Origin of the sequence: Micromonospora sp. LOL_025 (assembly GCF_048060285.1) — a bacterium.
Lineage (GTDB): Bacteria > Actinomycetota > Actinomycetes > Mycobacteriales > Micromonosporaceae > Micromonospora.
Window position 1 is genome coordinate 420,066 of the sequence record NZ_JBHMIR010000002.1, and the last position, 12,107, is coordinate 432,172.

The 12,107-nt window shown below is 73.6% G+C and carries 7 protein-coding genes; 2 read left to right on the forward strand and 5 right to left on the reverse strand.

Annotated elements, in window-relative coordinates:
* Window positions 1–38 precede the first annotated feature (38 nt).
* Both ACFHW0_RS04625 and ACFHW0_RS04630 read left to right on the forward strand, forming a co-directional pair.
* Entirely contained in the window at window positions 39–1,214 is a 1,176-nt protein-coding gene (locus tag ACFHW0_RS04625; RefSeq protein WP_416605639.1) for a PQQ-dependent sugar dehydrogenase, read from the forward strand.
* A gap of 57 nt (window positions 1,215–1,271) precedes the next feature.
* Window positions 1,272–2,849, forward strand: a complete 1,578-nt coding sequence (locus ACFHW0_RS04630) for a metallophosphoesterase (protein ID WP_416605640.1) — start codon at window positions 1,272–1,274, stop codon at window positions 2,847–2,849.
* A 461-nt stretch (window positions 2,850–3,310) separates the two neighbouring features.
* On the opposite strand, the gene ACFHW0_RS04635 is transcribed toward ACFHW0_RS04630, so the two are convergent.
* From ACFHW0_RS04635 to ACFHW0_RS04655, 5 genes are all read right to left on the reverse strand, one after another.
* Window positions 3,311–5,668, reverse strand: a complete 2,358-nt coding sequence (locus ACFHW0_RS04635; protein ID WP_416605642.1) for a transketolase-like TK C-terminal-containing protein — start codon at window positions 5,666–5,668, stop codon at window positions 3,311–3,313.
* Between the two features lie 171 nt (window positions 5,669–5,839).
* Entirely contained in the window at window positions 5,840–7,336 is a 1,497-nt protein-coding gene (gene gatB, locus ACFHW0_RS04640; RefSeq protein WP_416605643.1) for an Asp-tRNA(Asn)/Glu-tRNA(Gln) amidotransferase subunit GatB, read from the reverse strand.
* Window positions 7,337–7,349: 13 nt separating this feature from the next.
* Window positions 7,350–8,831, reverse strand: coding sequence for an Asp-tRNA(Asn)/Glu-tRNA(Gln) amidotransferase subunit GatA (gene gatA, locus ACFHW0_RS04645; RefSeq protein WP_416605644.1), 1,482 nt, complete (start codon window positions 8,829–8,831; stop codon window positions 7,350–7,352).
* On the reverse strand, window positions 8,828–9,133 hold the full coding sequence (gene gatC / locus ACFHW0_RS04650; protein ID WP_121396190.1) for an Asp-tRNA(Asn)/Glu-tRNA(Gln) amidotransferase subunit GatC: 306 nt from the start codon (window positions 9,131–9,133) through the stop codon (window positions 8,828–8,830). Before gatC ends, gatA begins: the two co-directional genes overlap by 4 nt.
* 178 nt (window positions 9,134–9,311) lie before the next feature.
* Window positions 9,312–11,942 carry a putative bifunctional diguanylate cyclase/phosphodiesterase gene (locus tag ACFHW0_RS04655; protein ID WP_416605646.1) on the reverse strand — a complete coding sequence of 877 codons (2,631 nt, stop codon included), beginning with the start codon at window positions 11,940–11,942 and terminating at the stop codon, window positions 9,312–9,314.
* Window positions 11,943–12,107: the final 165 nt, after the last annotated feature.

Here is a 12,107-nt window from a genome sequence, read left to right on the forward strand (position 1 = left end):
ACCTCGGTGGGACGCCTCGGCGGACTACCCTGGGCCGGGTGAGCGCCCGTCCCCCGTACCCCCGCACCCACCGTCTCCGGGCGGCCCTGGCGGCCTCGTGCGCGGCGCTGCTGCTGGCGACCGCCGGTTGCAGCCTCGGCGAGCCGGAGCCCGACCCGGCCGGTGAGCCGCCCACCTTCCCGACGCCGTCGGCGACGGCGAGCCCCGGCGGCGCCGGCCAGGAGGTCGTCACCACCGTGCTGGCCAAGGGCCTGCGGGTGCCGTGGGCGATCGCCTTCCTGCCCGACGGCGCGGCACTGGTCACCGAGCGGGACAGCGGCCGGATCCTGCGGGTCGGCCCCGAGTCGGGGCCCGACGGGCTGAAGGTCACCCCGGTGCAGACCATCGGAGACGTGGCGGCGTCCGGCGAGGGCGGGCTGATGGGCATCGCCGTCTCGCCCGACTACCAGCGCGACAAGACGGTCTTCGTCTACTACACCACCGAGCGGGACAACCGGATCGTCCGGCTGGAGCTGGGCGGCACGCCCACCCCGATCCTCACCGGCATCCCCAAGGCCGGCATCCACAACGGCGGCGGCCTGGCCTTCGGCCCGGACGGCCTGCTCTACGCGAGCACCGGCGACGCCGGCGACCGGCCGCAGGCGCAGGACGTCAAGCGCCTCGGCGGCAAGATCCTACGGATCACCAGGGACGGCAAGCCGGCGCCCGGCAACCCGTTCCCGAACTCCCCCGTCTGGTCGCTGGGCCACCGCAACGTCCAGGGCATCGCCTGGGACGCCGGCAAGCGGATGTACGCCGTGGAGTTCGGCCAGAACACCTGGGACGAGATCAACCAGGTGACCAAGGGGCGCAACTACGGTTGGCCGACGGTCGAGGGGCGCGACGACGACAAGCGCTTCGTCAACCCGATCGCCCAGTGGCCGACGTCGGACGCGTCCTGCTCCGGCCTGACCGCCGTGGACCGGCTGCTCGTCACCGCGTGCCTGCGCGGAAAGCGACTCTGGCTGGTCGAGCTGACCGACACCGGCACCGTGCTCGGCCAGCCACGCGAGCTGCTGACCGACCGCTTCGGGCGGCTGCGGGCCGTGGCCGCCGCTCCGGACGGCTCGATCTGGGTGAGCACCTCCAACCACGACGGGCGGGGCCAGCCCGCACCCGAGGACGACCGGCTGCTGCGGCTGGTCTTCGCGGGCGGCGGGGCCGGCCGGAGCTGACGCACCGGCTCGTCCAGGTTTCCCAAGATCCTTCAGTGGGCAGGTCAGAATCTCACCATGGACGGCCAGGAGAACGAACAGCACGCGAACCGGTACGAGGACGCCCCGGCGACCGGTCCTGCCCCACGCCCGGCACCGCGGCGGGGTGATGCCCCCCGGACCGGCCGGCGAGCCCTCCGCGCGACCGGAGTGACCCTGGCGGTCCTCGTCGTCGCCCTGGTCGGCGTGGTGATCGGCGTGCTCGCCGGCGGGCGGGTCAGCACCGACATCGGCCCGTTCCAGGCCGACCTCACGGTCGCGCCGGCGATGGGCGGCGGCGGCACCACCGTCGACATCCCGCCGCTGGGTGCGCTGCTGCTCGACAGCCACGACGGGCCGACCCACCTGACGGTGGAACTGGGCGCGCTGGACCAGAGCCGCACCGAGGCGCTGCTCGACGATCCGGCGAGCATCAACCGGGCCAGCCAGTCGGCCGTCGACGACGTCCGCGAGGGTGTGCTGCGCCTCGGCCTGCGGACACTCGCCTCTGCGGTGCTGGTCACCCTGCTGCTGGCGCTGATGCTCTTCCGCGACACCCGCCGGGCGGCCTGGGCGGGCGGGCTGGCGCTGGTGATCACCGCCGGCAGCCTCGGCGCCGCCGCGGCCACCATCCGCCCGGAGTCGATCGAGGAGCCGCGCTACGAGGGGCTGCTGGTCAACGCCCCCGCGATCGTCGGTGACGCCCGGCGGATCGCGAACGACTACAGCCGGTACGCCGAACAGCTCCAGCGCATCGTCGGCAACGTCAGCCAGCTCTACACCACCGTGTCGTCGCTGCCGGTCTACGAGCCCGCCCCCGGCACGACCCGCGTACTGCATGTCTCCGACATGCACCTCAACCCGACCGGCTGGCAGCTCATCCGCACCGTCGTCGAGCAGTTCGGCATCGACGTGGTGATCGACACCGGGGACATCACCGACTGGGGCTCCGAGCCGGAGGCCTCGTACGTCGGCTCGATCGGCCTGCTCAGGAAGCCGTACGTCTACATCCGGGGCAACCACGACTCGGGGCGGACCGCGGCGGCCGTGGCCCGCCAGCCGAACGCGATCGTGCTGAGCAACACGACCACCACGGTCGCGGGGCTGACCATCGCCGGTATCGGCGACCCGCGCTTCACCCCCGACAAGAACACCTCGCCGGCGGGCAGCGGGCTCACCCAGCAGACCGCGGACCAGCTCATCGGCGTCGGCGACCAGCTCGCGGCCACGGTACGCAGCTCGCCGCGCCCTGTGGACATCGCGCTGGTGCACGACCCGGCCTCCGCCGGCCCGCTGTCGGGCACGTGCCCGCTGGTGCTCGCCGGGCACACCCACGACCGGCAGGTCTCGAAGCTGCCCGAGGTGCCCGGGAAGGGACCCACGCAGCTGATGGTGCAGGGATCCACGGGCGGTGCCGGCCTGCGCGGCCTGGAGGGCGAGAAGCCCACCCCGCTGTCGATGACGGTGCTCTATTTCGACAAGGACAAGCTGCTCCAGGCGTACGACGACATCACCGTCGGCGGCACGGGGCAGGCGCAGGTGAACCTGGAGCGGCACGTCGTGGAGGACCCGAAGGCCGGTGCTCCCGTCCCGGTCACCCCCACCCCGACCCGCTGACCCGCTGACCCGCTGACCCGCTGACCGCTGACCCGTCCCCTGGCCGCTACCCCCGGCCTGACCGTCCCGCGCTGACTGGCCGCCCATGACCGCTCCGGCCCTGGCCCCATGTGCCGAGGTCGTCCTGACCGTCATCGCGCCTCGCTGCGCCGCGCCCACCGTTCCATGACTGTCACGTTCAGTAGCGGCACCCGCTCGCGGCCGACCACGCCCTCGGACGCTTTGCTCTGCATCCATGGACGCACCAGTAACTCGGCGTAGCTACCTGGCATCGCCCCTCCACAGGCGCGATTTGCGTTGTAGCTGGTCGACAGGCTGGTGCGTCCGTGGCTGCAGAGCAAAGGGCGCGCGCAGGCATCGCCGCGCCCTTCACCCACCATCACGCTCCGTCACGCACCGCGGCAATCACTCCCAGTGGTCACCGCAGCTCGCCACCAGTGAGCCGCCCGCCGGGCTCGCAGTCAGCGCAGGGACAGGGCCGCGAGGGCGGCGTTGACGATGCTGCCGGGCAGCAGGTCGTGCAGGTCGTACAGCTCGTGGACGCTGCCGGACTGGCCGAACTCGTCCACGCCCAGCGGCACCGCCGGGGCAGCGAGCGCCGAGCCGAGCCAGGCCATGGCGTGCGAGGCGGCGTCGTGCACCGTCACCACCGGCACCCGGTCGGCGAACGCCGAGCGCAGCGCGCCCGGCACGCTCGGCACGGTGGCCGTGCGTACACCCTGGCGCAGGGTGCGTTGCCAGGCCCGGTAGAGCCGGTCCAGCGAGGTGACGTCGACGACGTGCGCGGCGACGCCCTCCTCGGCCAGTTCCGCCGCCGCCGCGAGCACCTCGGGCAGCACCGCGCCGGAGGCGGCGAGCTGCACCACCGGGGCGTCGGCCAGGTGCGGGTACGCCTCGTGGGCGTCCACCAGCCGGTACGCCCCGGCGACCGCCTGCCGACGCAGCACCGCGTCGCCGAGCCGGGCCCGGGCCGCCTCGAAGGGCGCCTGGTCGATCGGGCGGGTGCTGAGCCGGAAGTAGTACGCCCCGTCCTCGGCGGGAGCGGCCGTCGCCGACGGGGCGGCCCCGCCTGCGATCTGGCCCAGCGCGTCGCAGAGCAGCCAGTCCAGGGTGGCCGCGTACGCGGGTTCGAGGAACGTCACCCCGGGCAGCTCCAGCCCCACCGAGGCGGTGATGGTCGACTGGTGGGCGCCGCCCTCCGGGGCGAGCGTGATGCCCGACGGGGTGCCGGCGACCACGAACCGCGATCCGGAGTACGTGCCGTAGAGGAACGCGTCCAGGCCGCGCAGCACGAACGGGTCGTAGACCGTGCCGACCGGCAGCAGCGGCTGCGCCGACAGGTCCCAGGCGAGGCCGAGCTGCCCGAGCAGCAGGAACAGGTTCATCTCCGAGATGCCCAGCTCGATGTGCTGGCCGGCGGGGCTCTCCGTCCAGCGCAGCATCCGGTCCTCGGTCCAGGAGCGCTGCTCCGTGGGGGCGAAGACGCCGGTCTTGTTGATGAACCCGGCCAGGTTGGTGGAGGTCGCCACGTCCGGCGCGGTGGTCACGAGGTAGCGGCCCACCTCGGGGTTGCGGGCCAGCTCGACCAGCACCCGGCCGAAGACCTCCTGGGTCGAGATCGGCTTGTTCGCGCGTACCCGCGTCGTGTCCGGGACGGTGACGCCCAGCGCCCGCTCGCGGGGCGCGCGGGACAGCGCCTCCCGGCGCTCGCCGGCCCGGATGCCCGCCGGGGACGCCGGGTCCAGGCGGTCCCACTCGGTCTCGCGTGTCAGCCCGTGCGCGGCGCGCAGCGCGTCGACCTGCTCGGTGGTGAGCAGCGCCGAGTGGTTGCGCGGATTGCCGGCGATCGGCAGACCCCACCCCTTGACCGTGTACTCGAAGACGACGCTGGGCCGGTCGGTGACCGCGTCGCACTGGGCGTACGCGTCGAGCATCGCCGCCATGTCGTGCCCGCCCAGGTCGGTCACGAGCGGTCCCAGCTCGTCGTCGCCGACGTCCGCGATGAACGCCTCGATGCCCTCGGGCGCGCCGTCGAGGAACTGCTTGCGCAGCGCCGCGCCGGTGAGCCCGAACAGTGACTGGTACTGCTCGTTGGGCATCGCGTCGATCCAGTCGCGCAGCGCCTCGCCGCCCGGCCGGGCGTACGCCTCGGCGAGCCGGCGGCCGTACTTGACCTCCACCACGTGCCAGCCGGCGGCCTCGAACTGACCCCGCCACTGGTTGATCCGCACCCCGGGCACCACCCGGTCCAGCGACTGGCGGTTGAAGTCGACCAGCCACGTCACGTTGCCCAGCCCGGTGGTGGCCGGGTCGGCGACGGCCTCCCAGATGTTCCCCTCGTCCAGCTCGGCGTCGCCGATCAACGCGACGAACCGGGAGCGCGGTCGGGCGCCGAAGTGCGCGTCGACGTAGCGGCGGGTCGCGGCCGCGAACAGCGGCGCCGCCGCGCCGAGCCCGACGGAGCCGGTGGAGAAGTCCACCTCGTCCGGGTCCTTGGTCCGCGACGGGTACGACTGGAGCCCGCCCCGGGCGCGCAGCCTCGTCAGGTAGGAGCGGTCGAGGTTGCCCAGCAGGTACTGGATGGCGTGGAAGACCGGCGAGGCGTGCGGCTTGACGGCCACCCGGTCCTCGGCGTCCAGGTGCGCGAACCACAGCGCCGTCATGGCGGTGACCAGCGAGGCGCTGGACGCCTGGTGCCCGCCCACCTTCACGCCGTCGCCGGTGTCCCGGTCGTGGTTGGCCGCGTCCACGATCCGGGTCGCGAGCCAGAGCACCCGCTGCTGGATCTCGTCGAGAACGTCGAGGTCGGGCTGGTTCACGGTGGCTCCATCCGGGCGTCGCCGTTGACGCCCTGCCGAGGGGTGTGCGGTGCCGCTCCGTCCACCTGTCCACCGGTGCGTGTCGATCATGAGGTTGACGGCAGTCGTCGATCTTCAGACTGCCGTCAACCTCATGATCGACGGGTGGATGGGGTGGGGTGAGGGTGGGGGTCAGGAGGCGGTGAGGCGCTCCAGGATCAGCTCGCGGACGGTCTTGGCGTCGGCCTGGCCGCGGGTGGTCTTCATGACCGCGCCGACCAGTGCGCCGGCTGCGGCGACCTTGCCGCTGCGGATCTTGTCGGCGATGTCCGGGTTGGCGGCGATCGCCTCGTCCACGGCGGCGGTGAGCGCGCCCGTGTCGGAGACCACCTCCAGGCCCCGGTTGGTCATGATCTCGGTCGGTGATCCCTCGCCGGCCACCACGCCCTCCAGCACGGTGCGGGCCAGCTTGTCGTTGAGCTTGCCGGCGTCGACCAGTCCCTGGAGCTCGGCGACCTGCGCCGGGGTGGCCCCGACGTCGGCCAGCTCCACGCCCGTCTCGTTGGCCCGCCGGGACAGCTCGCCCAGCCACCACTTGCGGGCGGCGGCCGGGGAGGCGCCGGCGGCCACGGTCCGCTCGATCAGCTCGACCGCGCCGGCGTTGAGCACCGACTGCATGTCCGCGTCGGAGAGGCCCCACTGCTCCTGGAGGCGCCGGCGGTGCAGCCGGGGCAGCTCGGGCAGGGCGGCCTTCAGCTCGGCGACCCAGGCGGCGTCCGGCGCCAGCGGCACCAGGTCGGGCTCCGGGAAGTACCGGTAGTCGGTCGCGGTCTCCTTGGAGCGGCCCGGCGTGGTGTCGCCGGTGTCCTCGTGGAAGTGCCGGGTCTCCTGGGTGATCCGCCCGCCCGCGTCGAGTACGGACGCCTGCCGGATGATCTCCGACCGGACCGCCCGCTCGACCGACCGCAGCGAGTTGACGTTCTTCGTCTCCGTCCGGGTGCCCCACTCCTCGCCCGGCAGGTTGAGGGAGGTGTTCACGTCGCAGCGCAGCGACCCCTCCTCCATCCGCACGTCGGAGACGCCCAGCGAACGGATCACGTCGCGCAGCTCGGTGACGTACGCGCGGGCCACCTCGGGGGCCAGCGCGCCGGTGCCGGGGACCGGCTTGGTGACGATCTCCACCAGCGGGATGCCGGCCCGGTTGTAGTCGACCAGCGACTCGGTGGCGCCGTGGATGCGTCCGGTGGCGCCGCCGACGTGCAGCGTCTTGCCGGTGTCCTCCTCCAGGTGCACCCGCTCGATGCCGATGCGCACCAGCTCGCCGTTCACCTCGACGTCCAGGTAGCCCTCGAAGCACAGCGGCTCGTCGTACTGGCTGATCTGGAAGTCCTTCGGCATGTCCGGATAGAAGTAGTTCTTCCGGGCGAACCGGCACCACTCGGCGATCGAGCAGTTCAGCGCCAGGCCGATCCGGATGGTCGCCTCGATGGCGGCCCTGTTCGCCACCGGCAGCGAGCCGGGCAGGCCCAGGCAGACCGGGCAGACCCGGGTGTTCGGCTCGCCACCGAAGTCGGTCGGGCAGCCGCAGAACATCTTGGTGTTCGTGCCCAGCTCGACGTGGGTCTCCAGGCCGATCACCGGTTCGTAGCGCGCGACGACCTCGTCGTACGCGGGCAGTGTCGTCGTCATCTGAGCTCCTGCCTCACAGTGCCGGTGGGGTGAAGGTGCCGACGACGCTCTCCAGCGCGGCGGCGACCCGGTACATCCGGTCGTCGGCCATCGTCGGGGCCATGATCTGGAAGCCGACCGGCAGCCCGTCGGAGAGCCCGCAGGGCACCGAGATGCCCGGCCCGCCGTACAGGTTCGTCGGGATGGTGAACAGGTCGGCCAGGTACATCTGGTACGGGTCGGAGGTGCGCGCCCCGAGCGGGAACGCCACGAACGGGGTGGTCGGCGAGATCAGCGCGTCGACCTGCTCGAAGGCGGCGGTGAAGTCCCGGGTGATCAGGGTGCGGACCTTCTGAGCCTGCCCGTAGTAGGCGTCGTAGTAGCCCGACGAGAGCGCGTACGTGCCGATCATGATCCGGCGCTTGACCTCGGCGCCGAAGCCGGCCTCGCGGGTCAGCGACATGACCTCCTCCAGCGACCGGTTGCCGTCGTCGCCGACCCGCAGGCCGAACCGGACGCCGTCGAACCGGGCCAGGTTGGAGGATGCCTCGCTCGGGGCGATCAGGTAGTACGCCGGCAGGGCGTACCGGAAGTGCGGGCAGGACACCTCGACGATCTCGGCGCCCAGCTTGGTCAGCGCGTCGACCGACTCGCGGAACGCCGCCATCACGCCCGGCTCGGCGCCCTCGCCGACGAACTCGCTGACGATGCCGAGCTTCACGCCGGTCAGGTCGCCGGTCGCGCCGAGCCTGGCGGCGGCCACCACGTCCGGCACCGGCTGCGGGATCGAGGTGGAGTCGCGCGGGTCGTGCCCGCCGATCACCTCGTGCAGCAGCGCCGCGTCCAGCACGTTACGGGCGCAGGGGCCCGGAGTGTCCAGGGAGGAGGAGAACGCCACCAGGCCGTAGCGGGAGGTGCCGCCGTAGGTGGGCTTCGCGCCGACGGTGCCGGTGACCGCGCCGGGCTGGCGGATCGAGCCGCCGGTGTCGGAGCCGATCGCCAGCGGTGCCTCGTACGCGGCCAGCGCCGCCGCGCTGCCGCCGCCCGAGCCGCCCGGGATGCGGCTCAGGTCCCACGGGTTGTGCGTCGGCCCGTACGCCGAGTACTCCGTGGAGGAGCCCATCGCGAACTCGTCCATGTTGGTCTTGCCGAGCATCACCGTGCCGGCGGCGCGCAGCCGCTGCACGATCGTCGAGTCGTACGGCGGGCGCCAGCCCTCCAGGATCCTCGACCCGACGGTGGTCGGCACGCCCTTGGTGGTCAGCACGTCCTTGACGGCGACCGGCACGCCGGCCAGCGGGCCCAGCTCCTCGCCGGCGGCGCGGCGGGCGTCCACCTCGGCGGCGGCGGCGAGCGCGCCCTCCGAGTCGACGTGCAGGAACGCGTTCACCCGGTCGTCGACGGCGGCGATCCGGTCCAGGTGCGCCCGGGTGACCTCGACGGCGGAGGTCTCACCGGTGGCGACGAGCCCCGCGATCTCCGTCGCGGTCAGTCTGGTCAGGTCGGTCTGGGTCATGACGCCACATCCTCGTCCAGGATCCGCGGTACGCGGAACCGCTGCTCCTCTGCGTCGGGCGCACCCGACAGCGCCTCCTGCGGGGTCAGCCCGGGCACGACGACGTCGTCCCGCAGGACGTTGGTCAGCGGCACCGAGTGCGACGTCGGCGGGATGTCCGCCGCGGTGACCTCGCCGACCTGCGCGACCGCCTGGAGGATCACGTCGAGCTGGCCGGCGAAGGTGTCCAGCTCCTCCTCCGTGACGGCGAGCCGCGACAGTCGCGCCAGGTGCGCGACCTCCTCGCGGGAGATGGCGGCCATCGGTGCCCCCTTCGTGACGGTGCTGCGGGTCGGACCGGGTGTCGGCCGCGCGGCCGACGTGCGTGATGCGCGGTGACCGGAGCGAGTCTATTGTTCCGCCCCGGCGGCGCGTCCCCGACTCCCCCTCCGGCGCGGCGGACGCCCTCCAGCGACGGTCGGACCCGAAAGCGGCGGTGCCTCAGCGGGCGTGCCGGCGGGGAATCTCCGCGTCGGGGCTGGGCGTCGGGCGGACCGGCCGGTAGCGGGCCAGCCAGCCGACCAGCTCCTCGGCCGGCATCGGCCGGGCGTAGAACCAGCCCTGCGCCGCGTCGCAGCCCGCCGCGTGCAGCATGCGCCAGGTGCGCTCGTCCTCGACGCCCTCGGCGACCACCCGCAGCCCGAGCGCCTTCGCCAGCTCGATCGTCGACTTGACGATCGCCGCGTCGTCGGCGTCCTCGGCCATGCCCAGCACGAAGGAGCGGTCCACCTTCACCTCGGACAGCGGCAGCCGCCGCAGGTGCTGCAGGGAGGAGTAGCCGGTGCCGAAGTCGTCCAGCGAGATGCCCACACCGATCCGGTGCAGCCGGGTGATGGTGGCCAGCACCCGACGCGGGTCGGCCATCAGGGCGCCCTCGGTGATCTCCAGTTGCAGCCGCTGCGGCGGCACGCCGTAGCGGGCGAGCCGCTCGGCGATCTGGTCGGCGATCTCCCCGGTGTGCAGGTCCCGCACGCTGACGTTGAGCGCCGCGGGCAGGCCCATCCCGGCGGCCGACCACTTGGCGAGCTGTTCCACCACGTCGTCCACCACCCGACGGGTGAGCAGCCGCATCACCGCGCTCTGCTCGGCGACCCGGATCAGCTCCTCCGGGTCCACCATCCCCCGTCGGGGGTGCCGCCAGCGCAGCAGCGCCTCCACGCCGACCACCTCGCCGGTCGCGATGGCGATCTGCGGCTGGTAGTACATGGTGATCTCGCCGGCGTCGACGGCCGGAGCGGTGTCCGCGTCCCGCCGGCCGGCCGCGTCGTGCCGGGCCCCCCGCCGGCCCGTCGGGGCGCGGTCGCCGCCGCGATCCCCCGCGCCGTCGTCGACGGGCGGGCCCTGCCGGCGTACGACCGCGCCGTCCTGTCCGCCGGAACGCCCGGCGCCGTTGCGGCGGCCGGGACCGTCGCCCCGGTCGGGGCCGGTCTCCCCCGCGGCCGCCGCCCGGCGGCGGATCGGGTCGGCGCCGGTCACGATCATGTCGATCAGCTCGTCGCCGGGCGGTGGGCCGGGCCGCTGCCGGCGGCGGCGCAGCCGCCAGCGGCCGGAGCCGGCGGTGAGGCCGGCCACGTCGGCCGGGAGTTCGGCCCCGTCCCCGCCCCGCGCGCCGCCGGCCCGCCCGTCACCCGGCAACCGGCCGGCCGGCGTCGCTCCCGCCGGGACGGTCACCGCCCCGTCGCCCGGGGAACCGTCGCCCGGGGAACCGTCGACGTCCCCGGCGGGCGGGGCGCCGTCACCGTCCACGGCGGGCGGGACGGTCGCGGAACGGCCCGCCTCCAGCACCCGGCGCAGGTCCGCGAGCAGGCCGAGCCGCTCGGCGGAGTTGTGGTCGGACTCGGCCGCGTAGACCGCCACGGTGTCGTTGCGGTGCTTGGCGTCGTACATCGCCACGTCGGCGTGGCGCATCAGGGTCGCGAAGTCCTCGCCGTGCTCGGGGAAGAGCGCGATGCCGATCGAGCCGCCCACGTCGAGCGGCAGCCCGTCCAGTGACACCGGCTCGGCCAGCGCCCGGACCACCCGGCCGGCGAGTTCGCGGGCCTCGTCGACGTCGGCCAGGCCGGTCATCACGATGGCGAACTCGTCCCCGCCCAGCCGGGCGACCATGCCCTCACCGACCACGTCGGTCAGCCGCGCGCTCACCTCGACCAGCAGCCGGTCCCCCACCGCGTGCCCGAGCGCGTCGTTGACGTTCTTGAACCGGTCGAGGTCGATCAGGAGCAGGGCGAGCCGGGCGTCGGGCTCGCCGCGGGCGGCCCGTTCGGCGTGCACGTGCACCTGCTCGCCGACCTCGGCCAGCAGCGCCTTGCGGTTGGGCAGGCCGGTGAGCGGGTCCAGGGAGGCGAGTTGCTGCTGCTCGACGCTGAGCCGGGCCATCCGGTAGACGGCGAACAGCGGCACCAGCACCAGCGGGATCAGCGCCGCGCTGGCCCGCGCCGCCGCGACCAGCACCGGGGCGAGCAGCAGCAACGAGCCGGTGGAGAGCAGCTCGAAGCCCAGCCCCTGCCGCAGGCTGGGCCACCACCGGTCGCCGAAGCGCAGCCGCACGGCCGCGCTGACCAGCGCGTAGTTGACCGCGAACCAGGCCACCGTCGCGCCGCCGACCGCCAGCACGTCGGTCCCGCGCAGCCGGCCGCCGTCGAAGATGCTCCCGGGCCCCAGCCAGGTGACCGCGTACGCGGCACCCAGGGCCGCCGCGTACTGGGCGGCGTTGAAGGCCGTCCGCCACGGCGCGTGGCCCATCCGCCAGCCGGAGACGACGACGGCCACCGCCTGCACCAGGACGGCCGGGCCGAATCCCCAGCCGAGCAGGATGGCGAAGGTGAAGCAGGTGGACGGGAAGACCGCGGAGGTCTGCCGGCGGCCGGGCGGGACGAAGGGGCGCGCGTCGCAGCCGACGGCCAGGGCCGCCATCACCCAGAACGCCACCGGCAGTCGCGGCAACTCGGCCGGGAGGTCGAGCAGCGGGCGTACGCAGAGCACCGCCGCCAGCGCGACCACCGACCAGACGAAGGCGAAGAACGGGCGTGCCCGGCCGGGCGGAACGGAGTTTCGCGAGTCCGCGGACTCCATCACACCTCCCGAGCGCTCGGTCCACGGGCGTGACCGGTCGCACGCCGTGCCACCAATGAAACGCCCTCCGTGTCGCAATGCCCGGCACGACAGTCGCGAATCGGTCGTAGTCGTAATTAAGTTGGTATCTCGACCGCCCCCGCCGGGTCGGTGGCCGCTCCCGCC